General features: G+C 64.5%; 18 protein-coding genes. 12 read left to right on the top strand and 6 right to left on the bottom strand.

Annotated features, from left to right (window positions below; all coding sequences use genetic code 11):
- Window positions 1-212 precede the first annotated feature (212 nt).
- Entirely contained in the window at window positions 213-797 is a 585-nt protein-coding gene (locus RMO51_RS02815; RefSeq protein ID WP_310391790.1) for a sigma-70 family RNA polymerase sigma factor, read from the bottom strand.
- 307 nt (window positions 798-1,104) lie between these two features.
- Here RMO51_RS02815 and RMO51_RS02810 point away from each other — a divergent pair, with 307 nt between their 5' ends.
- The 12 genes from RMO51_RS02810 (at window position 1,105) to RMO51_RS02755 (ending at window position 19,183) form a co-directional block, all read left to right on the top strand.
- On the top strand, window positions 1,105-1,944 hold the full coding sequence (locus RMO51_RS02810; protein WP_310391789.1) for a DUF4846 domain-containing protein: 840 nt from the start codon (window positions 1,105-1,107) through the stop codon (window positions 1,942-1,944).
- Between the two features lie 264 nt (window positions 1,945-2,208).
- Window positions 2,209-3,477, top strand: a complete 1,269-nt coding sequence (locus RMO51_RS02805; protein WP_310391787.1) for a hypothetical protein — start codon at window positions 2,209-2,211, stop codon at window positions 3,475-3,477.
- Window positions 3,478-3,801: 324 nt separating this feature from the next.
- A complete protein-coding gene (locus RMO51_RS02800; protein ID WP_310391785.1) occupies window positions 3,802-4,503 on the top strand; it encodes an NAD-dependent deacylase in 702 nt (233 codons plus the stop codon).
- A 340-nt stretch (window positions 4,504-4,843) separates the two neighbouring features.
- The gene (locus RMO51_RS02795) at window positions 4,844-8,647 is read left to right on the top strand and encodes a hypothetical protein (RefSeq protein ID WP_310391784.1); all 3,804 of its coding nucleotides are present in this window, start codon (window positions 4,844-4,846) and stop codon (window positions 8,645-8,647) included.
- A gap of 72 nt (window positions 8,648-8,719) precedes the next feature.
- Window positions 8,720-9,730 carry a virulence protein RhuM/Fic/DOC family protein gene (locus RMO51_RS02790; RefSeq protein ID WP_310391783.1) on the top strand — a complete coding sequence of 337 codons (1,011 nt, stop codon included), beginning with the start codon at window positions 8,720-8,722 and terminating at the stop codon, window positions 9,728-9,730.
- Window positions 9,731-9,872: 142 nt separating this feature from the next.
- Entirely contained in the window at window positions 9,873-12,275 is a 2,403-nt protein-coding gene (locus RMO51_RS02785; RefSeq protein ID WP_310391781.1) for a TonB-dependent receptor, read from the top strand.
- A 49-nt stretch (window positions 12,276-12,324) separates the two neighbouring features.
- On the top strand, window positions 12,325-12,594 hold the full coding sequence (locus tag RMO51_RS02780; RefSeq protein ID WP_310391780.1) for an acyl carrier protein: 270 nt from the start codon (window positions 12,325-12,327) through the stop codon (window positions 12,592-12,594).
- Window positions 12,595-12,707: 113 nt separating this feature from the next.
- On the top strand, window positions 12,708-15,077 hold the full coding sequence (locus tag RMO51_RS02775) for a TonB-dependent receptor (RefSeq protein WP_310391779.1): 2,370 nt from the start codon (window positions 12,708-12,710) through the stop codon (window positions 15,075-15,077).
- 182 nt (window positions 15,078-15,259) lie between these two features.
- Complete coding sequence (locus RMO51_RS02770) at window positions 15,260-16,093, top strand: DUF4249 domain-containing protein (protein ID WP_310391777.1); 834 nt, start codon at window positions 15,260-15,262, stop codon at window positions 16,091-16,093.
- Window positions 16,094-16,150: 57 nt separating this feature from the next.
- Window positions 16,151-17,161 carry a histidine kinase gene (locus RMO51_RS02765; RefSeq protein WP_310391776.1) on the top strand — a complete coding sequence of 337 codons (1,011 nt, stop codon included), beginning with the start codon at window positions 16,151-16,153 and terminating at the stop codon, window positions 17,159-17,161.
- 178 nt (window positions 17,162-17,339) lie between these two features.
- The gene (locus RMO51_RS02760) at window positions 17,340-18,134 is read left to right on the top strand and encodes a LytTR family DNA-binding domain-containing protein (RefSeq protein WP_310391774.1); all 795 of its coding nucleotides are present in this window, start codon (window positions 17,340-17,342) and stop codon (window positions 18,132-18,134) included.
- A 26-nt stretch (window positions 18,135-18,160) separates the two neighbouring features.
- Window positions 18,161-19,183, top strand: coding sequence for a phosphatase (locus RMO51_RS02755; protein ID WP_310391772.1), 1,023 nt, complete (start codon window positions 18,161-18,163; stop codon window positions 19,181-19,183).
- Window positions 19,184-19,288: 105 nt separating this feature from the next.
- Here RMO51_RS02755 and ppk1 read toward each other — a convergent pair whose 3' ends face one another.
- From ppk1 to RMO51_RS02730, 5 genes are all read right to left on the bottom strand, one after another.
- Window positions 19,289-21,643: a polyphosphate kinase 1 gene (ppk1, locus tag RMO51_RS02750; RefSeq protein WP_310391770.1), complete on the bottom strand. Its 2,355-nt coding sequence runs from the start codon at window positions 21,641-21,643 to the stop codon at window positions 19,289-19,291.
- A 417-nt stretch (window positions 21,644-22,060) separates the two neighbouring features.
- A complete protein-coding gene (locus tag RMO51_RS02745) occupies window positions 22,061-22,663 on the bottom strand; it encodes a Uma2 family endonuclease (protein ID WP_310391768.1) in 603 nt (200 codons plus the stop codon).
- A gap of 44 nt (window positions 22,664-22,707) precedes the next feature.
- Entirely contained in the window at window positions 22,708-23,091 is a 384-nt protein-coding gene (locus tag RMO51_RS02740) for a RidA family protein (protein ID WP_310391767.1), read from the bottom strand.
- Window positions 23,092-23,209: 118 nt separating this feature from the next.
- Window positions 23,210-25,204: a DNA topoisomerase (ATP-hydrolyzing) subunit B gene (gene gyrB / locus RMO51_RS02735; protein WP_310391765.1), complete on the bottom strand. Its 1,995-nt coding sequence runs from the start codon at window positions 25,202-25,204 to the stop codon at window positions 23,210-23,212.
- A gap of 238 nt (window positions 25,205-25,442) precedes the next feature.
- Entirely contained in the window at window positions 25,443-26,909 is a 1,467-nt protein-coding gene (locus RMO51_RS02730; protein WP_310391763.1) for a T9SS type A sorting domain-containing protein, read from the bottom strand.
- Window positions 26,910-26,975 lie beyond the last annotated feature (66 nt).

The raw sequence follows: 26,975 nt of genomic DNA, 5'->3' as shown, positions 1-26,975 counted from the left end.
AGGTAGAGACGCATATTTGCGTCTCGTCTTCTGCGCCGTTCGGGCGATGGTCGTTCAACCGAAAGCTAACGACGAGACGCAAATATGCGTCTCTACCTCGACCGTCCATCGTTCATGAGATTGCTGTAGAAAGGAGACGATTTTTAACTCTTCACTTTTAACTGACGACTGGCTCCCCCCTGTCTCGTGAGGCCAGCCGGCCGCCCCGCACCCTACAGCAGCACCGAGTACAAATTCCGCAGCGCCCCGGCCAGCGCCCCGCGCAGCACCCGCAGCGCCTTGCCCATCTGATTTTCCACCGTCTTCGGCGAAATTGCCAGCGTTTCGGCAATCTGCCGGTAGCTCAGCTCCTCGTAGCGGCTCAGCTCGAACACCACCCGGCACTGGGGCGGCAACAGGGCCAGGGCCGCCGCTACGGCGGTTTCGGTGTCGGCGTGGTGCAGGGCGGCCAGGGCGTCGGGCGTGACGGCTGGCGCGGTATCGGCGGCGGGGGCGTCGTCCCAGGCCACTTGTCGCTTGTTGCGGCCAACGTAGCGCAGGGCGGCGTTCAGGGCCGCCCGCGTCAGGTAGGCGCGGTGCGACTCCAGCGGCGGCAGCGCGGCGCGGCCCTGCCAGAGCCGCAGAAACACGTCCTGCAGCAGGTCCTCCACCACGGCCCGGTCAGGCACCACGCGGTACACCACCTGCCCCAGCGGCGCGTAGAACGCCCGGAACACCGCCTCCATCCACGCCGCCTCGTCGGTGCCGCGCAGGGCCGCCAAACGGGCCTCAAGGATACTATCGTCGGCGGCAGACATTCAGAAGCAAAGATATTCCCCAGACCGCCCCACTCCACGGGCCGCCCTAATACTGGCGCGGGGCGCCAGCCCCGCGCCGACTACTAACAGGCCTCTGGCCTGCGGCCCCAGCCCGCCGCCGTTTCACCTCCTTATGTAAGAATCTCCCCGTCTCATATACAGAGTTAAAAGTTGAGAGTTAAAAGTTAAAGTCCAGTGTGTCGGGGATTTTAACTTTTAACTCTCAACTTTTAACTTCTTCCCAACAAGAATACCCCGCGCCCCCGAGCGTTAGCACCCCACTCCAGGCCTCCTCCTCCCCCAACCCATGCCGCGTCTCCGCCCCTCCTGGCTTTTCCCGACCCTGCTGCTCTCGTCAACTGCCGCCGCCCCGCCTCCGACGCCCCCGGCTTACCCCTGGCTGGCCCGCCCCGCCCCCGCTAGTCAGGCCCTGGCCGCCCGCTTCCCCGCCCCCGCCGGCTGCCGGCGCGTGCCCGTAGCCGCCGGCTCTTGGGGCGAGTGGCTGCGGTACCTGCCGCTGCGGCCCGCCGGCACCCCCGCCCGCCTCTACGACGGCCGCCTGAAAAACCGCCAGGACGTGGTGGCCGCCGTGGTCGACATCGACGTGGGCACCCAGGACTTGCAGCAGTGCGCCGACGCCGTCATCCGCCTGCGGGCTGAGTACTTGTTCAGCCACGACCCCAACAAGGTGCACTTCCACCTCACCACGGGCTACGACTTCTGGTTTTCGGACTACGTGGCGGGCAAGACGTTCAAAGTGCGCGGCGAGGAAGTGACGCCCGCCGCCCGGCCCGCCGAGGCGCCCACCCACGCCGCCCTGGCCCGCTACTTCATCCCCACGTTCGGCTACGCCGGCACCATGTCGCTCAGCCGCGAGCTGCGCCCCGTGCCCCTGCCCGCCGTGCAGCCCGGCGACGTGCTCATCCACGGCGGCGCCCCCGGCCACGCCGTGCTGGTGCTCGACGTGGCCGCGCACCCGACCACCCGGCGCCAGTACCTGCTTCTGGCCCAGAGCTACATGCCCGCCCAAAGCATCCACGTGCTGCGCGCCGCTACCGGCGCCGCCTGGTTCCCGGCCGAGGCACTGAACGGGGCGTTTGAAACGCCGGAATGGACCTTCGGGGCCGACGAGCTGGGGCGGTTTTAGGCAGCGCGGCCGGCCAACGCTCGTCTTCCAGCGGCAAGCTGCATTTATCCACCCCGCCATCCTTGCCCCCATTCCCCGGCCCGGCGCCCGCCGTGCATTTGCAAGGCTGCCGCACCTGGGCTCGTCCACAAGTCGTCCGGCTCCCCTCTCCATCGGAGAGGGGCCGGGGGTGAGGTTAGCCCGAAGTGCCACGCACCCCAACCTGGTAACCACGCTAGCGGCTACTTTAGGGGCGCGTTGCCAGGAAGGCGCGCCCACCCCCTCATGGAAGACTCCCCCTCCCCAGCTGCCGACCCTGCGCTGCCGGCCACGCCCGAGGCGCGGGCGGCCTACCTCAAAGAAGCGCAGACGAAGCGCGACCTGGCCGGGCTCACGCGCCTGTTCGAGGCCGAATTGCTGGCGCACCCCGCCTTTGAGGAGGCCACGGCGCCGTACTTCGCGCAAAGCCGGCCGCACGTGGCCCGCCTGTACGCCAACGCCAAAGCCGGCGCCTACCTCAAAGGGCCGCTGCTGCTGAAGCAGGCGGGCGCGCGCTTCGTGGAAATCCGCGAGGCGGCGGCCCACGACCTGTGGGAAATTCAGCAGAAAAAGCTCTTCGATTTGCAGTGCCGCTGGCGGGCCGAGCACCTCACGCTCCCCGGCGTGCGCCACACCCAGGAATTCCGGCAGTGGGAGAAGTACATCGAGTACTGCCCGTGGCTGCCGCCCCTCACGGCCGACGAGGTGGCCCTCTACGAGGCCTACCTGCGCTCCGATGCCTACGTGCCCGGCCGCAACTGGTCGTGGCAGAACTACGACGCCTTCCGGCGCACCGCCGAAAGCGGCGGGGACGATACCGACGACGATGCCGGTGACGCCGACAAGGACGACCGCTACGCCGCTGACGAACGCCGGGCGTACCGCACCCTGCCGGCCTGGTACGCGTACCACAACGCGGCCACCGGCACCGACCTGCTGCTGACCCTGCCCGACGTGCGCGGCGAAAAAGAGGCGTACTACCTCGGCCTCACCGAAGCCGACAAAGCCGAGAAGCTGGCCGCCCAGCGTGCCCGCGGCGACATGGCCGCCAGCTTGCCCTGGCACCCGCTCATCAGCCACCACGACGATTACACCCCGTACTTCCGGCAGTTTGAAGACCCCGCCGAGCTGCCGCGCCTGCTGCGCTGGTACCAGGCCGACCGCGACGACTCGCGCCGCCGCCACGGCTACCTGTTCGAGGCCACCACCTGGCTGGAACGCGCCCTGGAAAACCAGGCGTCGCCCTGGCCCATCGCCGCCCACGCCGACTGGCGGCAGGCGCTGATAGCGGCCGGGATGCGGGCCTGGGGCCACCAGCTGGCCGACGTGCTGGCCGAGGTCTGGCAAGAGCAAGAGCAAAACCGCGCGCTGGGCCTGCCCGTCACGGGGCCCAAGCTGTACGGCACCCGCCCGCCGTTCGCGGAGCTTGACTGGACCGAGGAAGAAAGCTACCAGCCCAAGTTTATTCTGCGCGGCCGCGAGCTGGCCGGCGAGCCCCGTGACTTCAACTTCTGAGCCTCGCCGGCCGCGCGGCCGGCGCCGTTTCGCGCGCTGGCCGCGCGGCCACAGCCCGCTTCACCGCCCGCTAGGCCGCTGTCGCGACCCGCCAGGCGGCCCCGCCCAGCTAGGCCTTCCCGCCGCCTCCCCCCGGCGTCGTCGCGGAAAAACACCATTCTCCCTCGTTCCTCTCCCGGCCCCGCCCCTCCAGGCGGGGCCTTTTTTTACTGCCCCCTACCTTTGCCCCTCACCATTTCACCATTTCACCATTTCACCATTTCACCATTTCACCATTTCACCAGACAACTGACAACTGACAACTGACAACTGACAACTAACCTCATGCCCAAGCACCTCGTCGTCCTCACCGGCGCCGGTGTCTCCGCCGAGTCCGGCATCCGCACCTTCCGCGACACCAACGGGCTGTGGGAAGACCACCGCGTGGAGGACGTGGCCTCCCCCGAAGGCTTCGCTCGCAACCCCGCCCTGGTGCTCGACTTCTACAACCAGCGCCGGGCCCAGGCCCGCACCGTGCAGCCCAACGCCGCCCATCGGGCCCTGGCCGGCTTCGAGGCCCGGCCCGGCTGGCGCGTGAGCATCATCACCCAGAACGTGGACGACCTGCACGAGCGCGCCGGCTCCAGCGCCGTGCTCCACCTGCACGGCATGCTCCGCCAGATGCGCTCCGTGGCCGACGAAACCACCGTCTACGACTGCCCCGGCGACATTCGGCTGGGCGACCTCGCCCCCGACGGCCACCAACTGCGCCCCCACATCGTCTGGTTCGGCGAGCTGGTGCCCGCCATCGAGGAAGCCGCCGAAACCGTGGCCACCGCCGACGCCCTGCTGGTGGTGGGCACCTCCCTCCAGGTGTACCCCGCCGCCGGCCTGCTCCACTACGCCCCCGCCGGCTGCCCCGTCTACGTCATCGACCCGCACCAGCCCGAAGCCGGCCGCCGCCGCGTCCGCTACGTGGCCGAGCCCGCCAGCACCGGCGTCCCTAAGGTATTGCAAGAGCTTGAAGCTGCGCTTAATGAGCAATGAGCGTGGGAGCAGTTATCAGTGAGCAGTGAGCAGTGAGCAGTGAACCGTACACTACAAGAACGTCATGTCGAGCTTGCCGAGACATCTCGCTCGGGGTAGTAATTCAATCGTTCAACGCAGCGGGCGCGATGTCTCGGCAAGCTCGACATGACGTTCCTTCTGCCCATTGCCATTGCTCCCCCCCCCGCTGGCGCGCGTCTCCGACGCGCTGCCCCCTGGCTTCGAGCTTCTGGCTCGCCGCGCGTCCCAAAACCCCCAAGCCCCTCCAACATTACAGCATCATTACCCCGGCGCGTTCATTGAGCCGAGTTTCGCGTAAGCGAAACCTAACCCGATACCCATGCGCCTTCATTACCTCGCCGCTCTCGCCACCCTGGGCCTGACCAACGGCCCAGCTTCTGCCCAAACCCCGGCGGCGGCCCCCGCCCACACCGTTTTCCTGCTGGGCAATACCGCGCAGGAAAACCTGCCCACCGCCCGCCTGAAGCTGCTGCGCCAAACCCTGGAGCAGCAAACCGGCCCCTTCACCGTGGTGCACCTCGGCGACCTCGTCGGCAACACGGGCCTGGCCGCCAAGGGCGATTCCGCGCTGGCGCTGGCCGAGCGCGGCCGGGCCGACGCCCTCATCGCCCTGGTAAAAGACCTGCCGCTGGGCAAAATCTACTTCCTGCCCGGCGACAAGGACTGGGCCAACTCCGGCGCCGATGGCCTCAAAGCCGTGCGCCGCCTGGAGAAGTACATTGAAAAGCAGCTGCCCGGCCAGAATGCCTTCCTGCCCACCAACGGCTGCCCCGGCCCCGAAGTGGTCGACGTGGCCCCCCTGGTGCGCCTGGTGGCCCTCAACACCCCCTGGTTCACCCACCCCTTCGACCGCCCCGAAGCCCCCGATACCGATTGCAAGACGCTGACCAAGGAGGAGTTCCGCGAGCAGCTCCAGGACCTGATTGACGACACCAAGAACAAGAACGTGCTGCTCGTCGGCCACCACCCGGTGGTCACCAACGGCGTGTACGGCGGCCCTCAGCCGCTGTCGCGCCACCTGAGCCCGCCGGTGCTGGGCACCGTCTACGCCGCCTACCGCCAAAACGTGGGCAGCCCGCGCGACCTAGCCTACCCCGGCTACCAGGACCTGCGCAAAGAGCTGCTCAACACCCTGCAAAGCAACCCCGGCGTCGTCTACGCCGCCGCCCACGACTTCAGCCTGCAGCTCACCCCCTTTCAGGGCAACTACCACGTGGTTAGCGGCAGCTTCGCCCAAAGCCAGCACGTGGGCGCCAACGGCCAGTCGCTCTACAACGAGCGCGCGGAAGGGTATTCGACCCTCGAATACTTCGCCGACGGCACCGTCAAGTCCCACTTCTACACCTTTGACGAAGCCAACCAACCCGCCAAAGAGGTCTACGCCGCCACCCTGTTCCGCTCGGCCTGCGCAGGTACTCAGTCGCCTGGCTCCCCCCTCTCCACGGGTAATGCGAATCAAGCATTTGCGGGGGGTCGGGCCCCGGAGGGGTCCCGTGAGGTGCCGCCCGCCAATCCGTTCATCACCGACTGCCCCGGCGTGGCCAAAAGCGCCGCCGAGGCCAAGCCCGATGCCACCTTCCAGGCCAGCACCACAGTGGTGCCCGGCCCGGAATACAAGCCGACGGGCGGCAAGAACCTGTTCATCGGCCGCAACTACCGCTCTTCGTGGCTGCAACCCGTGGCCGTGCCCACGCTCAACCTCGCCGCCGAGAAGGGCGGCCTGCGCCCCACGGGCAAGGGCGGCGGGCGCCAAACCACTTCGCTCAAGCTCATCGCCGCCGACAGCTCGGAATACGTGTTCCGCTCCGTGGACAAGGACGTGACCAAGATTCTGCCGCCGGAGCTGCGCAACTCCGTCGCCTCCGACATCCTGCGCGACGTGACGGCCACGGCCAACCCGTACTCGAACCTGCCCATCAGCTACCTGCTCGACCAGACCGACATCCTGCACGCCCGGCCCCGCCTGTTCCGCCTGCCTGACAACCAGCAGCTCGGCGCCTACCGCGAGCAGTACGCCGGCCTGCTCGGCACCCTGGAGGACAGCCCCAAGGACCCCAAGCCCAACCTGCCCGGCTTCGGCGGCTCCGACGAGGTGACGCGCAGCTTCGGGCTGTTTCGCAAGCTCTACAAGGACCACGACAACCGCGTGGACGCGCCGGCCCTGGCCCGCGCCCGCGCCTTCGACATGCTGGTGGCCGACTTCGGCAAGCACGAGGACAACTGGAAATGGGCCGGCTACAAGCAGAAGGGCGGTGGCACGCTCTACCGCCCCATCCCGCGCGACCGCGACCAGAGCTTCACCCTCTGGAACGGCCTGCTCACCTACGTGGCCAACCGCGAGTGGGCCGTGCCCAGCATCGAAGGCTTTCAGGCAGAGTTTGAAGACCTCAAAAGCCTCAACTGGCCCGCCCGCCACCTCGACCGGTTCCTGCTGCAAAGCCTCAGCCGCGAGCAGTGGCAGGAAGCCGGCCAGTACCTGCAAGGCAAGCTGACGCCCGGCATCATCGACGAAGCCACGAAACAGCTGCCCGCTGAAGTTCAAGCCATCTCGGGTCAGGACATCAACCGCAAGTTGAAGTCGCGCATTCAGGAGTTGCCCAAGGCGCTGGATGACTACTACCTGCTGCTGGCCAAGCGCGTGGACGTGGTGGGCAGCAACAAAGGCGAGGTGTTTCAGGTGAGCCGCCTGGCCGACGGGCAGGTGCGCGTGCAGATGTTCGACCGGGCCAAGGAAGGCGACGCGCCCGAAGGCGCGGCTCTGTTCGACCGGACGTTTAAGCCCCGGGAAACCGACGAGGTGTGCTTGTACGGCCTCGACGGCCGGGACATTTTCACGGTGACCGGCGACGGCGGTAGCAAGAGCATTTTGGTGCGCGTCATCGGCGGCGACGGCCCGGACCGCATCGCCGACGACTCGCGCGCGGCCGGCCTGCGCACCCTCACCAAGGTGTACGACGTGCCCGATACGGACCTCAAGCTGGGCTCGGAATCGGACAACCACACCAGCCCGCGGCCCGGCGTGAATGCCTACGACCGGGAGCAGTTCGAGTACGACTCTTACCGGCCCACCGTCGGCCTGGGCTACAACCGCAACGACGGCTTCACGGTGAGCGGCGGGGCCACGTTCACGCGCCAGGGCTTCCGCAAGCCGGGCTTCAAGAACCAGTACGCGGTGCTGGCCGAGTACAGCACCGGCGGGCAGCGGCAGCTCACGGCCAGCACCCGGCACCGCCACGCCATCGGCCGGGTGGACGCCGGCGGCGCCCTCAGCTACGGCAACTACTTCCCGTTCTACAACTTCTTTGGCCTGGGCAACGACACCCGGCTCGACCAGACCCAGTACGACAACAATTTCTACCGCGCCCGCTACCGCGGCGTGACGGTCAACGGCTTTCTGGAGCGGATTTTCTTCCAGCGTAGCGTGGTGCGCGTGGGCCCGAGCTACGAGTACTACGTCACCGACTTCGCCCCGACCAGCTACCTGGGCGTGCTCAACCAGACGCCCGGCACCGACGACATTCGCCCCAACACCAGCACCCAGCGCCTGCTGGGCCTCAGCGCCGTGTTCGACCTCGACCTGCGCGACCGCCAAGCCTTTGCCCGGCGCGGCGTGCGCCTGCGCGCCCAGCACGACACCTACCGCCAGCTCTCGGGCAACGAACGCACCTTCGGCCTCACCCAGGGCTTCGCCGAGTACTACGGCACCGCCCGCCTGGGCCTGCCCGTCACGCTGGTGCTCAAGGGCGGCGGCGCCCGGAACTACGGCCCCGACGCGGATATTCCCTTCTACAAGTTTGCCTCCCTGGGCCTGCGCGAGGGCCTGCGTGGCTACTACCGCAACCGCTTCAGCGGCGACGCCAGCCTGTACCTGAACTCCGAGCTGCGCCTGGCCCTGGGCCAGGTCAAGAACGGCTTCCTGCCCTTCTACTACGGCGTGTTCGGCTTCTACGACCGGGGCCGGGTGTACTACGAGGGCGCCTCGCCCGGCGGCTGGCGCGCGGGCTACGGCGGCGGCTTCTACCTCGCCCCCGTGGTGGAAACCCTGGCCCTCACCTTCTCCTACCAGCAGTCGGCCGAGAACACGCTGTTGCAGTTCGGGCTGGGCTTTCGGATTGACAAGTAGAGCAGCCCCTGTTACCACTACCCTGATAATCTCCTTATTGCCTTGCATAGATTTGCGGCAATATTTCGCACTATGCAGCCCAGCCCTAGCCAGGAAGACGTTCTTCTCTACCAGTCGCCCGACGGCGCCATTCGCCTCGACGTGCAACTGCAGCACGAAACCGTGTGGCTGACCCAGGCGCAGATGAGCACGTTGTTCGGGAAAAATTCGGATACTATTGGATTACACGTTCGCAATATCTTCGCAACCGGCGAACTATACGCTGGTTCAACTACCGAGTATTACTCGGTAGTTCGGGAAGAAGGCCGGCGGGAAGTGACGCGCCGCATTGCGCACTACAACCTTGACGTCATCATTTCCGTCGGTTACCGCGTCAATTCCGTCAAGGGCACACAATTTCGCCGCTGGGCCACGCAGGTGCTGCGCGACTTCCTGGTGCAAGGCTACGCCCTGAACGAGCGCCGCTTGCGCGAAAGCCAGCGCCAGCTCGCCGACCTCAAGCGGCTGGTACAGCTGCAGGGCGAAATCGCCGCCAGCCAGGAGTTGAGCGCCAACCAGTCGGATGCCCTGCTGCGCATCCTGGGCGACTACGCCCGCGCCCTCGACGTGCTCGACCAGTACGACCACCAGCGCCTGCGCGTGGCCAGGGAGACCGTGGCTGCTACGAGTGGGTACGAGCTGACTTACGAGGAAGCTTTGGCAACCGTGGATGCCCTGCGCGAGCAGTATGGCGGTTCTAACTTATTCGGGCGGGAGAAAGACCAATCGTTTGAAAGCTCGGTGCGTACGATTTACCAGAGCTTCGGCGGGCAGGATTTGTACCCGAGCGTGGAGGAAAAAGCAGCTAATCTGCTCTATTTCGTGGTGAAGAACCACTCATTTTCAGACGGTAATAAGCGCATTGCAGCTTTTCTATTCGTGTATTTCCTCGACCGCAACGCCTGTCTTTATCACCCCGACGGCACCCGCCGCCTGGCCGACAACGCCCTCGTGGCCCTCACCCTGCTCATCGCCGAGAGCAAGCCCGAAGACAAAGACACGCTGGTTACGCTGGTGGTGAACCTGATTAACGGCGAGAATTAACGGCAAAAACTGCGCGGCCCCGGCGCGTCCCGCCATACGTTTCCGCCGCTTCGCCCCCGCCGCTCGCCGCTTCGCCGCAAATCCGCTTTCGGCCGCTGCCCCCGTTGCCAACCTTTGGTGCCTCAACCAACCACCAAAGGCCATGCGCAACTTCTTCCATACCCTACTTTTTCTATTTACTGCCGCGGGGCTTACGCCCGCCCAGGCCCAAACCGCCACCCAACCGAAGGCCGGCGCCAGCCAAACCGTGCGCGGCACCGTGCTCGACGCCGCGGCCAAGGCGCCCGTCATCGGGGCCACCGTGGTGGTAGTGGGCGTGGAGCCCGCCCTCGGCGCCAGCACCGACGTGGACGGCCGCTTCCGGCTGACCGGCGTGCCGGTGGGGCGCGTGAAGCTGCGCATCAGCAGCGTGGGCTTTGAGGAGCTGACCCTGAACGAAGTAACCGTGACCGCCGGCAAGGAAGTCGTGCTCGACCTGGCCCTGACCGAGCGGCTGACCAAGCTCGACGAGGTGACGGTGACCTACAAGCGCAGCGAGGACCGCACCGTGGCCAACAACGAGATGGCCACCGTTTCGGCCCGGCCCTTCTCGCCCGTGGAAGCCAACCGCTACGCCGGCGCCCTGGGCGACCCGGCCCGCATGGCCCAGAACTTTGCCGGCGTGAGCAGCGCCAACGACACCCGCAACGACATCGTGGTGCGCGGTAACTCCCCCGCCTCCCTGCTTTGGCGCCTCGACGGCGTGAACATCCCCAACCCCAACCACTACGGGGCGCAGGGTACCACCGGCGGGCCGGTGAGCATGCTCAACAACAACCTGCTGGCCAAGTCCGACTTCCTCACCGGCGCATTCCCGGCCGAGTACGCCAACGCCCTGGGCTCGGTGTTCGACCTGCGCCTGCGCAAGGGCAACGACGAGAAGCGCGAGTTTCTGGGCCAGGTCGGCTTCAACGGCGTGGAGTTTGGGGCGGAAGGGCCGTTCAGCCCGAAGTCGAAAGCCTCGTACCTCGTCAACTACCGCTATTCGCTGTTTTCGCTGCTCAAAGCGGTGGGCTACGAGATTTCGGGCACGCCCGAGTACCAGGACTTCACGGCCAAGGTGGACGTGCCGGTGGGCGCCCGCGGCACGTTCAGCGCCTGGACGTTGGGCGGGCGCAGCAACATCACCTTCCTGGGCAAGGACGTGGACTCGACCAAGGCCGACGTGTTCGGCGACGAGAATCTGAACGGTCGGCCCAAGTTCTCGACTGGCATCGCGGCGGCGTCCTACGAGCACCGCTTCACCGACCGCACCGTGGGCCGGGTGGTGCTGTCGGGCTCGCGCAGCACCCAGGAGTACCAGCAGGACACCATCCTGTACGCCCCCGGCAGCCGGCGCATCACGGCCGAAGTGCCGGCCTACAACGTCGACTTTACCCAGGACAAGCTCTCGGCCAACTTCTCATTGGCCCACAAAATCAGCGCCCGCGACCGGGTTTCGGCCGGCGTCATCGTCGACTTGCTGCGCTACCAGTACTTCGCGGCCTACTCCTACCCCGTGGCCCGGCCCGAGCGCGACGCCGAAGGCAACACCGCCCTGAGCCAGGCCTACGTGCAGTGGAAGCACCGCTTCTCGGACCAGCTCACGCTGAACGCCGGAGTGAACGCCTCGCGGTTTGAGCTGAACGGCAGCACGGTGCTGGAGCCGCGGGCGGGCCTGCAGTACCAGGTGTCGCCGGCCAGCAGCGTGAGCCTGGCCTACGGCCTGCACAGCACCTTGCAGCCGCTGCTGAGCTACTTCACCCAAACCCAGCAGCCCAACGGCAGCTACGCCGAAACCAACCGCGAGCTGGACTTCACCCGCAGCCACCACCTGGTGCTGGCCTACGACCGGCAGCTGTCCGACAACCTGCGCCTGCGCGTGGAAGGCTACCAGCAGTGGATTTTCGACGCCCCCGTGGAGCGCACCGCCAGCTACTACTCCAACCTGACCGAGGGCGTGGACTTCAACGCTTCCACCAAGGGCAACCTGGTGAACGCGGGCACCGGCCGCAACTACGGCGCCGAACTGACCCTGGAGCGCAGCTTCTCGCGCGGCTACTACTTCCTGCTCACGGGCTCTTTGTTCGAGTCGAAGTATAAGGGCTCGGACAAGGTGGAGCGCAACACGCCCTTCAACACCCGCTACGTGGCCAATGCCCTGTTCGGCCGCGAGTTCCGCCTGGGCCGCCGCGACAATACGTTCACCGTGAGCTTGAAGGGCGCCGTGACGGGCGGGCGCTACGAAACGCCCATCAACCTGGAAGCCTCCGGCGACGCCGGCCGGGCCATGTTCGACTACGACCGCGCCTTCACGCAGCAGCTGCCGCAGTACTTCCGGGCCGACGTGAAGCTGGGCTACAAAATCAACCGCGCCCGCCTCACCCACGAAATCGCTTTCGACCTGCAGAACGTGACCGGCAACGAGAACGTGTTTCAGCGCGCCTACAACCCGCGCACCAACAAAGTGGGCACCTCCTACCAGCAAGGCTTCCTGCCGGTGCCGTTCTACCGGCTCACGTTCTAGGCTTTGCGGTGCTGCGAACCTGAATTTTCACTTTTTAGTCTCCCACCCGATGCAAACCCTCGCCGCCCCCGCCCTCACCTCCGTCGCCCGGCAAGTCCGGCGGGTCATCAGCCGCCGCACAACCATTCAGTTGCCGCGCCTGCGCCGCACCAGCCACCTGATGCGCGAGCTGCATTTCGACCTGCTCGACCTCGTGCACGTCATCCTGGACCTGGAAAGCTGCTTCCACATCACCATTCCCGACGAGGTGCCGCTGCTTACCGTGGGCGATGTGGTCGACTTTGTAAGTACCGAAACCCGTCGCTCGCCGCGGTCCTGATGCCGGCCCGGCGGCCCAAACCACGCGCCCAGCATCAGACTTAATCACTCCGCCGCTGTTTCCTGACCAAAGGCCTGACCACCTTACCTATGCCGCCCGTTATCCCCTTCCTTTTGCGCTGGCTGCCCCTACTGGCAGTGACGCTGCTGCTTGCCGGGCCGAGCCGGGCGCTGGCCCAGGCGCCGGCCGCGCAGTTCACCCTCAGCGGCGCCTTGCGCGACGCCGCCACCGGCGAGGCCCTGATTGGGGCCACCGTGTTTGTAAAGGCGCTGGCCGTGGGCGCCACCGCCGACGAAAACGGGCTGTATGCGCTGCGCTTACCGGCCGGCACCCACGCCGTCACGTTCAGCTCGCTGGGCTACGCGCCCCAGACGCTGACGCTGACCTTGCGCGGCGACCTGGCCCAGAACCTGACCCTGCGCGCCCAGCAGGTGCAAACCGACGAGGTGGTGGTGCGCGGCCGGAGCCCCGACGAGAACGTGAAAAGCACCGAGATGGGCGTGAGCCGCCTCGACATCCGCACCATTCGGCTGGTGCCGGCCCTGCTGGGCGAGGTCGATGTGGTGCGCAGCCTGCTCTTGCTGCCGGGCGTGAGCACGGTGGGCGAGGGTGCCACCGGCTTCAATGTGCGCGGCGGCACGATAGACCAGAACCTGATTCTGATGGACGAAGCGCCGATTTACAACTCCTCGCACCTGTTCGGGCTGTTTTCCATCTTCAACCCCGACGCCGTGCGCGACGTGAAGCTGGTGAAGGGCGGCATCCCGGCCCAGTACGGCGGGCGGCTGGCCTCGCTGCTCGACGTGCGCCTCAAGGACGGCAACCCCCAGCGGCTGGGCGTGACGGGCGGCATCGGCACGGTGTCGTCGCGGCTGGCGGTGGAGGTGCCGCTGGAAAAGGACAAGACCTCGCTGGTGCTGGCCGGGCGGCGCTCCTACGGCGACTTGTTTCTGAAGCTGATTCCGGCCCAGCGCGACAACGGGGCGTATTTCTACGACTTCACGGCCAAGGTGTCGCACCAGCTCACGCCGAACGACCGGCTGTCGGTGTCGGGCTACCTGGGGCGCGACGTGTTCAGCTTCGGCCAGCAGTTTCGCAACGAGTTCGGCAACCGCTTCGCTTCCGTGGGCTGGAGCCACGGGTTCAATTCGCGGCTCTCGGGCACGTTCAGCGGCTCGGCCAGCGAGTACGACTACGGCCTGGGCGTGCCCGAGGGCGCCCAGGGATTCGACTGGAAAGCCGGCATTCGCAGCTACACCCTCAAGGCCGACTTTCACCTCCAGCGCAGCGCCGGCAGCGCCCTGAACTACGGAGCGAGCACGGTATTCTACCAGTTCGCGCCCGGCACGGTGCGGCCCACCGACCCGGCCAGCATCTTCCGGCCCCTGGATTTGCAGGCCCAGCAGGGCAACGAGTACGCCGCGTACCTCGACCACGAGCACACGCTCACGAGCCGGCTTTCGGCGCAGTACGGCCTGCGGGTGTCGGCCTTCGACTACCTCGGCGCGGGCACCATCTACGACTACACCGGCCCCGACGGCCGGCAGAAAACACCCATCAATCCGCGCACCTTCGGCACCGGCGAGGTGATAAAGCGCTACGCCAACCCCGAGCCGAGGGCCTCGCTGCGCTACTCGCTCACGGAGAGCAGCTCGCTCAAAGCCAGCTACAACCGCATGGCGCAGTACATCCACCTCATCAGCAACACCACGGCTTCGTCGCCGCTCGATGTGTGGACGCCGAGCACCACCAACGTGAAGCCCGAGCGCGCCGACCAGCTGGCCCTGGGTTACTTCCGCAACTTCAAAAACAACGCTTACGAGGCCAGCGTGGAAGTATACGGCAAGCAGATGGACAATCAGGTGGACTACATCGACGGGGCCAACACTTTGCTCAACCAGTTTCTTGAAGCCGACCTGCTCTACGGCCGCGGCCGGGCCTACGGGGCCGAGTTCTACCTGAAGAAAAACGAGGGCCGGCTCACCGGCTGGCTCAGCTACACCCTGAGCCGCAGCGAACGGCAGATAAACGGCATCAACAACGGCAACTGGTACGTGAACAAGTACGACAAAACCCACTACCTGAGCCTGGTCGGCATCTACGCTCTGAGCCCGCGCCTCACCCTGTCGGGCACGTTCAGCTACAGCACCGGCATCGCGGCCACCTTCCCCGATAGCCGCTTCGAGTACCAGGGCCTGATACTGCCCAACGTGAACGGCAACGTGCGCAACAACTACCGCGTGCCCGCCTACCACCGCCTCGACCTGGCCGCCACCCTGCAGGGCCGCCGGGGCCGCGGGCCGCGCTGGGCGCCGAAGTGGGAAACGAATTGGGTGTTCTCCGTCTACAACGCTTACGGCCGCCGCAACGCCTACAGCATCTACTTCCGCGAAAACACCGACCGCCCCGGCAACACCGAAGCCGTGCGGCTGGCCGTGTTCGGCACGGTGCTACCGGCCGTGACCTACAATTTCAGCTTCTAGCGGCCTCCAGTCCAGGCGGCCGGCTGCGGTAAGGCCGGCCTCACACGTAGGTAACGCCCTGCTGAAAACAAAATCGATACCCTCACTGCCGGCTTCGCTCGCCGCGCAGCCCACCCATAGCCGGGGCCGCGTTGCGCTGCCGGCCCCAAGCCCCTAAGTTCCCAAGTCCCCAAGCCCCACTAATGAAACGCCTCCCGCTCTTTTTGCTTGCCGCCCTGGCCCTCACGGCCTGCGAGGACGTGATTGACGTAACCATTCCCACGGCCCGGCCCCTGCTGGTGGTGGAGGGCGCCGTGACCGACCAGCCCGGCCCCTACACCGTGAAACTGACCCGCACCGTGGCGTATTTCGACGCCCAGCCCCAGCCGCCGGTGCCCGGCGCCGTGCTCACCCTGCGCGACGACGCGGGCCAGACCGAAACCCTGCGCGAGCAGGCGCCCGGCGTGTACGCCAGCCGCACGTTTCAGGGGCGCATCGGCGGACGCTACACGCTCACCATCGAGGCCGAAGGCGAGCAGTATCAGGCCGAAACCGAAATCCGCCGCACCCCGCCCATTGACAGCATCCGGGCCGAGTTCCGGGCCAAAACCGGCTTGGACGAAGAAGGCTACTACGTGCTCTACTACGGCCCCGAGCTGCCCGGCGTGGGCGACTACTACCGCTTCAAAGTATTTCGCAACGGCCAACTGCTCAACCGGCCCTCCGACCTGTTCGTGCGCTCCGATGAACTGGTGGACGGCCGCTACATCGGCGCCTTCGAGCTGAATAACAACCAGGCCGAGGAGATTACCTTCGTACCCGGCGACCGGATTAAAGTGGAAATGAACTCGGTGCCGCGCGACTATTTCTTCTTTCTGAACGAGATTGTGACGCAGCTCAACAACACCGGCCTGTTTGCCGCGCCGCCCGCCAACGTGCGCACCAACGTGCGCAACGTGAACGCGCAGTCGGCGCAAACGGCCGTGGGCTACTTTGCCGGCTACACCGTGCGCCAGGATTCGCTCGTGGTTCGGTAACTTGATTCCGCCCGCCCCCGCTTTCGCCCAACCGCTTCCCCCCAACTAGCCTTTGCCATGAACGACAAGTGGATTCGCATTATCGGCATTCCCGTGGTGAGCGTCATCATGCACGTGGTGTTCGCGGGCTGGCCCCAGCACTACGACGCCGACACCGGCCGGCACTTTCTGTTCGGTCTGTTCATCACGGTGCTGCTGTGGGAAGGCAACCGGGCAAACTTTCTGCTCATGCGGCGCCTGTTTCCGCACTACGACCAGACCGCCCGCCGCCTCGTGCTCCAGACCCTGGCCAGCATCGCCTACACCTTCGTGGCGACGCTGTTTCTGAACTGGTTGCACGAGGTGCTGCTGGGCGTCCCGCTCTGCGTGAAGGGCGAGTTGCTGCACGCCTTTCTCGTCAAACTCGCGCCCACGTTCATGGTCACGTCGGTGTACGAGAGCGTGTATTTCTTTGGGCAGTGGAAGGAGAATTTCCAGCGCTCCGAAGCCTTGGCCCGCGCCGCCATCCAGTCCGAGCTGGAAGCCCTGCAGCGCCAGCTCGACCCGCACTTTCTGTTCAACTCCCTCAACACCCTGTCGGCCCTCATCGACGATACCAACGCCGAGGCCCAGCGCTACGTGGAGCAGCTGGCCGACGTGTACCGCTACGTGCTGCTGAGCCGCGACAAGTCCACGGTCACCCTCGCCGAGGAGCTGGCCTTCGTGGAAGCCTACGTGGCCCTGCACAAAACCCGCTTCCGCGACGACCTCCTGGTGGAGCAGCACATTGCCCCTGGGGCCGGCCAGGGCGCCGTGGCCCCGCTCAGCGTGCAGATGCTCATCGAGAACGCCCTCAAGCACAACAGCATCTCGCCCCAAAGCCCGCTGCGGGTGCTGCTGCAGGCCGAGGGCGGCGCCGCCGGCTACGTGAGCGTGGCCAACAACGTGCAGCCCAAAACCGGCCTGGCCACGTCCACCAAAGTCGGCCTGCGCAACATCATCGACCGCTACCGCCTGCTCACGCCCCAACCCGTGCTGGTGCACAACGAAGCCGGGCTGTTCACCGTGCGCCTGCCGCTGCTGCAATAACAGTGAGCAGTGAGCAGTGAGCAGAAAGAACGTCTTGCTGAGCTTGCCGAAGCATCTTGCTCGCACCGTTGAACGATTGAATTACTGCCCCACGCGAGATGCTTCGGCAAGCTCAGCATGACCGTTCTCACTGACAACTGACAACCAACAATTGACAACTGATAACTACTCACCGGAAATGACCTTCCTGCTCATCGAAGACGAGTACCCGGCCGCCGAGCGCCTCCAGCGCCTGCTGCACCAAGCCGCCCCCGGGGCCGAAGTGGTGGCCGTGCTGCAAAGCGTGGCCGCCGCCCGCCAGTGGCTGGCCACGCACCCCGCGCCCGACCTCATCCTGTCCGACATCCAGCTCAGCGACGGGCTCAGCTTTGAGATTTTTGAGGGCCTGGTGCTGCCCAGCCCCATTGTGTTCACCACCGCCTACGACGAGTACGCCATCAAGGCGTTCCGGGTCCGCAGCATCGACTACCTGCTCAAACCCGTCAAGCTGGCCGATTTGCAGGCCGCCCTGGCCAAGTTCCACGACCTGCGGGCCAGCTTCTCGGCCCCCGAAAGCGCCCAGCGCCTGGAGCGCCTGCTCGACAGCCTGCCCCTGACCAGCCGGCCCTACAAAACGCGCTTCTTGGTGAACAGCGGCGCGCAACTGCTGCCGCTCGACGTGGCCCAGGTGGCGTACTTCTGCACCCGCCACGAGTTGACCACCCTCGTGGCCCGCGACGGCCACCGCTTCGTGCTCGACTACACCCTTGAGCAGCTCGAACGCCTGCTCGACCCCGGCCACTTCTATCGGGCGAACCGCCAGTTGCTGCTGCACCTGAGCGCCGTGCGCCGCCTGCACCCCCACTTCAACGGCAAGCTCAAGCTCGACCTGCACCCCGCGGCCAGCGAAGAAATGCTCGTGAGCCGCGGCAAAGCCGCCGGCTTCAAGGCCTGGCTCGAAGGCGAGCCCGCGGCGGTGCGCGCCGCGCCGTAGCGCGCAGCGGGTGCCCGCCGCTATCTTTGAGCTTTCTGCTCACCTGGCCCCGTTCATTAGTGGAGTACCCGTTACGCAAAATTGCTGCCATCGACATCGGCTCCAACGCCGTGCGGTGCCAGATTTCGGCCGTGTTGTTTTACGAGGGGCGCTACCGCCTCAAGCGTGTGGAGTACGTGCGCTTTCCCATGCGGCTGGGCGAAGACGTGTTTGCCACCGGCCAGATTTCCCTGCCCAAGGAGGAGCAGTTCGTCAAGTTTCTGCACTCCCTCAAGCTGCTGATGGAGGTGCACGGCGTGGCTCACTACCTCGTCTGTGCCACCTCGGCCATGCGCTCGGCCGCCAACGGCCCCGCCATCGTGGCCCGCGTGCGCGCGGAGCTGGGCATGGAAATCAAGGTGATTGACGGCCAGGACGAAGCCTTCTACATCAACCGCGTCATCGAGCATGTGCTGGAAGACAACAAGCACTACCTGCACATCGACGTGGGCGGCGGCAGCACCGAGTTCAACATCTACCACGACAAGCGCAAAGTGGCCGCGCAGTCCTTCGAAATCGGCTCCATCCGGCGCATGCAGCAGGAGGAAAGCGGCGCCGCCAGCACCGAGGCCCAGGCCGAGCTGTGGGCCCGCATGGAGGCCTGGGTGCGCCACAACGCCCGCGCGTACCACGTCACGCGCGCCATTGGCACGGGCGGCAACATCAACAAGCTCTACAGCCTCACCGCGGCGGCCCCCAGCAAGGCCGTGACCCGCCGCAGCCTCGAAACCACCCTGGCCCGCCTCGCCAGCCTGACCATGAACGAGCGCGTGAACGTGGCCATGCTCAACCCCGACCGCGCCGACGTCATCGTGCCCGCCGGCCACATTTACCTTTCGGCTATGCAGTGGGCCAACGTCCACAACATGGTGGTGCCCGACATTGGCCTCAAGGACGGCATGCTCCAGGCCTTGTTCGAAGACTACTTCGACGACCTCAACCCCGGCGCCGACCACCCGGCCAAGCTCCCCGTCCCCGACATGCAGAACGAGCCGGCCGAATTGGAGTAAGCGCGGGCGTGAAAGAAGTTAAAAGTTGAGAGTTTAAAAGTTAAAATACTCACTTGAATCGTCAGGCAGGCTTTTTAACTTTTAACTCTCAACTTTTAACTTCCTTCACGCCCGCGCCACTTCCTCGCCCACCCCTTCCTCGTCGGCGTGGCCCACGGGCGTGTTGGCGTCTTCGTACACTTCATCGGGCTCGCCTTCCCCGAAGGCATCATCCGTTTCCGCTTCGGTTGGTTCCGTTGCCGCGAGCGCCGCGGCTTCTTCGGCGGTTGCGCGGGCGGCGGCCACGTCCAGGCGGCGCTGGGCTTGCACGTCCAGCAACGCCAACAGCCCGTCGGGGGTGGCGCTGGCCAACTGCGCTTCGTCGCGCTTAAAAAAGTCTTTGTGCACGTTCACCACCGGCTCGCCGGGCGCCGGGTGCTGCCGGATGTAGGCGCCGTCCTCGCGCATCACGTAGCTGTTCTGATTGTCCATCATGTTCATCATCAAAATATTGATGGCTTCGCGCTTAAGCTGCGGATTAACAATCAGAAACAGGGCTTCGATGCGCCGGTCGAAGGAGCGCACCATGATGTCGGCCGAGCCGGCGTACACGCGCGCCTCGCCGCCGTGGTGGAAGTAGAACAGCCGCGTGTGCTCCAGGTACTCGCCCACGATGCTGCGCACTTCAATGTTTTCGCTCAGCCCCGGCCGGCCCGGCCGCAGGCAGCAGATGCCCCGCACGATGAACCGAATGGGCACCCCGGCCTTGGCCGCCTTGTAAAATTCGTCGATGATTTCCTTGTCTTCGAGCGAGTTCATCTTCATCACGATGCCGCTGGCCTGGCCTTTTTTGGCGTGCTTCACTTCCTCCCGAATCAGGTGGATGAGCTGCTGGCGCATGTCCTTGGGCGCCGTGATGAGGTACTCGTAGTCGTCGGGCTGCGAGTGGCCGGTGATGACGTTGAAGAATTCCGACACGTCGTGCCCGTAGGTGTCGTTGGTGGTGAGCAGGCTCAGGTCGGTGTAGAGGCGCGAGGTTTGCTCGTTGTAGTTGCCCGAGCCCAGGTGCACGTAGCGCGTCACCTTCTCCCCTTCCTTGCGGATAATCATGAGCAGCTTGGTGTGCGTCTTGTACTTGCTCACGCCGTAAATCACGAAGCAGCCGGCCTTTTCCAGCCGGGCGCCCTCGCGGATGTTTTTCTCCTCGTCGAACCGCGCTTTTACTTCGAACAGCACCGAGACGTGCTTGCCATTCTCGGCCGCCTTGAGCAGTGCAGCCGACACGCGGGAGTCGTCGGCCAGGCGGTAGATGGTTTGCTTGATGCCCAGCACGTGCGGGTCCGCCGCCGCCTCTTCCAGCAAGCGCACCATGGGCTCGATGCTGTTGTAGGGGTGGTGCAGCAGCACGTCGTGGTGCTTGAGGTATTCGAGCATGTTCTCGTCGGCCCCCTCGGGCATGCTCAGCGGCGGCACCGACGAAGGCAGCCGGGCGGTTTTGCCCCGCAGGCTGGGGTGGCGCACAATCTGCCACAGCCCCTTGAGGTCAATCAGCGAGTTGATGACGAAGACGTTGCCGTTGTCAATGTTCCACCGCTCGCGCAGCACCGCCATGAGCACGGCCGAGGCGTTGGGCTCTACTTCCACGCGCACCACGCGGCCGCGCTTGCGGGTTTTCAGCCCGACCTGAATTTCTTTGATGAAGTCGTTGTCGATGTCGTCGGACTCTTCCAGCGTGAAGTCCCCGTTGCGGGTGATGCGGAACAGGTCGGCCGACAGAATTTCGACGTTGCGGAACAGGCGCGGCAGAAATTCGCGCACCACTTCCTCAATGGGCACGAAGATGACCTTGTCTTTGCGGGTGAGCTCAAAAAACCGGGTCAGGTTCTGCGGAATCTGCACGAAGGTGAGCCGCTCCTGCCCTTTCTCGGCCTCGCCGTCGAGCCCCACGGCCACCCCATTGCCGATGCGCGTGACCACCCCGAAGATGAGCATCTGGTTCATCATCAGCGGGAAGCCGTGGTACGAGTCGTACATCATCGGTGTGAGCAGCGGAAACACGGTGTTCTTGAAGTAGCCGTCCACCTTCTTCACTTCGAGTTCGGTAAGGTCGCCCATCTTCAGGATGTTGAAGCCGTTCTTCTCGAAGTTAGGCTTCAGCTCATTGAGGTAGGTCAGGCTTTGGTCGTTCACGAAGCGGTGGGCGAAATCCAACAGCTTGCGCCGAAACGGCAGCTCCCGCAGCCCGGAGTAGTCAATCCGCTCCTTGCCGTAGTCGAGGTAGTTGTAGAGCGACCCCACGCGAATCATAAAAAACTCGTCGAGGTTGGAGCTGGTGATGGCCAGGAACTTGAGCTTGTCGAGCAGGCCCCGGCCGGCGTCCTGCACCTGGTCGAGCACGCGGTAGTTGAAGCGCAGCCAGCTCAGGTCGCGGCTGATGTACTTGCTTTTGCGGATAAGGTCGGCAGACTTAAACAGTTTCATGGACCACGGATTTAACGGATTTCAAACGCTTTATACGGATTTTGTGGCCGGCACAATGCGTCCGGGGGCAAAATAACGACCTTCCGGGCATCGGCCGGCGGTGAAGCCGGAAAGAACGCCGCTGCCCCGCGTGCAAACAACGCGCTTCGACGCGGCGGGCAGGCCCGTTGCTTCGGCTTCGCCCGCCCCACCGGCACCGGCGTGGCCAAGAAAGTTCTACTTTGCTTCGCGCCCGTACGGAAGCCAGCCGCTGCGAGGGGTTGCCCCCCAGGGCTGGCTTCGGCAACTGGCTACGGAAACCTGCCCGTATTCCCCCGTAGTCGGCGCGCCCAAGCTGCATCTAGAACTGTCCAGCTAAGGGCTAGGAGGGGGTATTGGCCCCGCTCACGCTGCGCCGGTGGCTGCGGCAGAGCGCGGCTAGGGCAGCTCCTCGAAAATGTCGTTCCAGGCGATGAGCAGCTCTGGCAGACGATGCGAGTGCATGGGCCCCGGCTCGGCATAAGTGCCGGTCAGCTCGTACTCACCGTTCGCACCCAGCGCATAGGCCAGCACCGTTTGCTCGCCGGGAAACACAATCCAGTACTCGGCCACGCCGTTCTCGGCGTAAAGGTCGAACTTGGTACGGGTGTCGAGCACCAGCGAGCTGGGCGACACGATTTCAATAATCCAGTCGGGCGCCCCAACGCAGCCGCGCCGGTCTATTTTGCTTAAGTCGCAGATGATGCTGAGGTCGGGTTGCACCACGGTTTGCACTTGGGCGTCGCCGTTGTCGGCGCTGCGTAGCAGGCGCACGTCGAACGGCGCGGCAAACACCCGGCAGGGCTTGCCTTTGAGGTGCCCCCAGATGATGCCGTGGAGGTCGGATGCTAGTTGCTGGTGCTGCGAAGTTGGCGCCGACATCTTGCGCAGCACCCGGCCCCTTATCAGCTCCACGTACTCCGTGAAGCGCCACGTCAGGTAGTCGGCGTAGGTATAGCTGCCGTCGGGGTCGAGCTGCGAGATGTCGGTGATGGGCGTCATGAATTCAAATTTACGCACAAAGCCCCGCGGGGGACGTGCCCGCCTCACCCCGCCACAATGGCTGTGGCTTCGATTTCCACCAGCATCCGCGGGTCAATCAGTGCCCGCACCTCCACCATGGTCGTGGCCGGCCGAATAGTGCCAAAGACCTCGCCGTGCGCCCGGCCCACGGCCTCCCATTGCGAGATGTCGGTGACGAACAGGCGCGTGCGCACCACGTCTTCAAACGATGCGCCCGCTTCCGCCAGCGCCGCCCCAATTTTCTCTAGCGCCCGCTGGGTCTGTACATAGATGTCCGCGTCGCCGGTCACTACATCGCCGTCCTGGGCCGTGGTGCCGGCCACTTCCACCACCTTGCCCACGCGCACGGCCCGGGAATACCCCACAACGGGCTCCCAGCGCGCCCCGGAGGAAATTAGTTGTCGCATAAGTGAATGAGTGAATTAAAAAGCTATCCAAATGAAACCAAAAAAGGCTGCCAGAACCGGCAGCCTTTTTTGTCTACAAAATCCGACTAATCCAACCTTAATCCAGAAAATCCGTGATTTAGACGTCCAGCTTGGCGTACTTGGCGTTGCGTTCGATGAAATCGCGCCGCGGGGCCACTTCGTCGCCCATTAGCATGGAAAACAGGTGGTCGGCCTCGGCGGCCGACTCCACCGTGACCTGCTTCAGGGTGCGGGTCATGGGCTGCATGGTGGTCGACCACAGCTGCTCGGCGTTCATCTCGCCGAGGCCCTTGTAGCGCTGCACGTTCACCGTTTCGGGCTTGCCTCGGCCCAACTCCTCCTGGGCGGCCATGCGCTCGTCCTCGGTCCAGCAGTAGCGCTCTTCCTTGCCGCGCTTCACGAGGTAGAACGGCGGCAGGGCGATGTAAATCATGCCCCGGTCCACCAGCTCCCGCATGTAGCGAAAGAAGAACGTCAGAATCAGGGTGCGGATGTGCGAGCCGTCAATGTCGGCGTCGGTCATGATGATGACCTTGTGGTAGCGCAGCTTGCTGAAGTTCAGCGGGCCCGATTCCGTGCCGTCGTCCTCGGTAGTGAAGGCCAACGACTTGCGCTCGTTGAACGTGACGCCCAGCGCGGTAATCATGTTCTTGATTTCCTCGTTCTCCAGGATGCGGTGCTCCTGGGCCTTCTCCACGTTCAAGATTTTGCCGCGCAGCGGCAGAATGGCCTGAAACGCCCGGTTGCGGCCCTGCTTGGCCGTGCCGCCGGCCGAGTCGCCCTCGACCAGGTACAGCTCGCAGATTTCGGGGTCCGACTCCGAGCAGTCGGCCAGCTTGCCCGGCAGGCTGTTGGAGGAGAGGACGCCCTTGCGCTGCACCATGTCCTTGGCCTTGCGGGCGGCAATGCGGGCCTTGGCGGCCAGAATCACCTTCTCCATGATGCGGTTGGCCTGGTTGGGGTTTTCGTCCAGGTACTGGGTCAGGATTTCGCCCACCACCGAGTTCACTGCGCCGCTCACCTCGGAGTTGCCGAGCTTGGTTTTGGTCTGGCCTTCGAACTGCGGCTCCTGCACCTTCACCGAAATCACGGCCGTGAGGCCTTCGCGGAAGTCGTCGCCGGTGATTTCCACCTTGGCTTTTTCGAACAGCTTGTTCTTGTCGCCGTAGGTTTTCAGCACCCGCGTCACCGCCGAGCGGAAGCCCGCCACGTGCGTGCCGCCCTCAATGGTGTTGATGTTGTTGACGTAGGAATAGACGTTTTCCTGGTACGAGGTATTGTACTGCAGGGCCACTTCCACCGGCGTGCCGCCCTTCTCGCTCTCCACGTAAATGGGCTCCGACAGCAGCGAGGGCCGCTCGGCGCCGTCGAGGTACTGCACGAAATCGCGCAGGCCGCCGGTCGAGTAAAACTCCTCGCCCCGGAACGCGCCGCCTTCCAGCTTCTCGCGGCGGTCGGTGAGCGTGATGCGAATGCCTTTGTTCAGATAGGACAGGTCGCGCAGGCGGCCGGCCACCGTGTCGTAGCGGTACTCGGTTTCGGTGAAGATGCTGGCGTCGGGCAAGAACTGCACTTCCGTACCGTGCTCGTCGGAGTCGCCCACTTCCTTTACGTCATACTGCGGAATGCCAATTTTGTATTCCTGCTCGTACTTGTGGCCGTTGCGGCGCACGGTCACTTTCAGGTCGGTGCTCAGCGCGTTCACGCAGCTCACGCCCACGCCGTGCAGGCCGCCGGATACTTTGTAAGAACCCTTGTCAAACTTGCCGCCGGCGTGCAGCACGGTCAGCACCACTTCCAGGGCCGAACGGCCTTCCTTGGCGTGAAAGTCGACGGGAATGCCCCGGCCGTTGTCGCGCACGGTCACGGAGTTGTCTTCGTTGATGGTGACGTTAATCAGGTCGCAGTACCCGGCGAGGGCCTCGTCGATGGAGTTGTCGACCACTTCCCACACCAGGTGGTGCAGGCCTTTCATACCCGTGTCGCCGATGTACATGCTGGGCCGTTTGCGCACGGCCTCTAATCCTTCGAGTACTTGAATGCTGTCGGCTGAATAGTCCGACGGGATGATTTTCTCTTTCGTTTCGCTCATGTGGGCGGAGGTAAAATAAGCAGTTGGCGGCCGGTTTGGTCGCCTGTCACCTAACACTCAAAAGTACTCATTTAATCCCATTTTTGACAGTTTTCGCCGTATTTATCCTTGTATTTTTTTATTTACCCCGCCATCAAGCAGTTCAGAATCACCGGCTCGCTGTTGGTAAAAACCAGCAATAAAAAAAGGCCTCTCCCGTTACGAAAAGGCCTTTTTTTGTCACTTACCACATCAGCATTCAGTCAATCACTAGCTTTTGGGTGGCAATGCCCTGGTCCGTGCGGATTTGCAGCGTGTAGACGCCCGTTTTTTCCCGGCTCAGGTCGAGATTAATGTTCTTAGAGCCGATGGCGGTGGCGGTCAACGTCTGCGCCAAAACCTGCCGCCCCAACGCATCTACCACCGTAAGCTCCGCTCCGCCCTTGAGGAAGGAACCCAGGTCCACCTTGAATACGCCCGAGTGGCTGGGATTGGGGTAAGAGCTGAGTTGGGTTTGCAGGGCCGTATTGCGGGTGGCCGTGATGGTATTGCTGTAGCGGTAGATGCCGCCCTCCGCCGTCACCGTGTCCGAAGCCGCGCCGGCGTAGCCCACGGGCGTGGTCGCGTTCGGGCCGGAAATCAAGTCAAAGGAGAAGAAGCCTTGGCTGTTGTTGAGGTTGGTCCAGTTGATGCCGTCGGTGCTGAAAGAGGAGCCGAAATCGGCGGCCACAGCCTGTGGCGTAGCAGGGGGAAATCGCTGGCCCACGCTGTAGTAGCGGCCGTCCACGGCGTCGATGTCGAAGCGAAAGAAGCTGCCGGTGGCCGTATTGACTGGGGTGATGGGCGACCAGGTGGCCCCGCCGTCGGCAGTGCGAATGAGGTTCACTTCGGTTACGGCGGTGTTGGCGGCATTCAACTGCACGTTGTAGGCAATGCCGTTCAGGTCATCTTTGAAAGCCAGGCGTTGGATGTTTCCAATCAGGGTAGTAAGCGTACTGGCCGTCCACGTTAGCCCACGGTCGGTCGACTTCAGCACCCGCACGGCACTAGTGGGAGACGCGGAAGCCATGCCGACCCAAATAGTGTTGCCGCGGGCGAAAAACGAGCGGGCCAGGGCAGCTTCGTCTGCCAGGGGCGTGGGACTGCTGCTGGCGGGTAGTCGCGTCCAGGTCAGCCCTGCGTCGGTAGTACGCAGGATTTCGAACGAGCCGTTGGTGGGGTCGCCAAACGACACGCCTTCGTTGGCGTCGAACAAGTGGACGAAGTTGCAAAACCCTCCCTGGCCAGCCACAAACTGCGTGGCGGTAGTCACCTTGGTCCAGCTTAACCCACCATTGGCAGTGCGCAGGATTTCGCCTCCCGGTACGCCCACCGCCGCAGGGTACGTAGCGGCAACGGCCACGGTGGAGTTCACACTGGAAATATTGCCGGTCTGGAAATTCGCAGCCCCGCCAGGAGCCGTGATGGCATCCGAGCTGAACTGGTCGCCGGCGGCGTTGCTGGTTCTGAGGTACTTGTTGGGATTGCTGCCTCGCGAATTGTCCTGAATCACTGACCACGATACCGTCGAAGACACGGTTTTAACGTCGCTCACCCGAAAACCCGGCGCAAAAGTGGGGGGATTGACGAGGTTGACTTCGACCCACGGGCCCGTATTAACAGGCGTTTGGGCGTGGAGGCTGTTGGTCAGGGCTAGCAGGCCTAAAAAGAGTAACGTTTTTTTCATGGCAACAAAAGGGGTTAGAACAAAAGTTAGGGAGCAAGAAAAGACAGAAAAGCTCAGCAAAGGCGC

The organism is Hymenobacter sp. (assembly GCF_031398885.1).
Classification (GTDB): Bacteria; Bacteroidota; Bacteroidia; order Cytophagales; family Hymenobacteraceae; genus Hymenobacter.
This window is presented reverse-complemented; position numbering and strand designations above follow the sequence as displayed.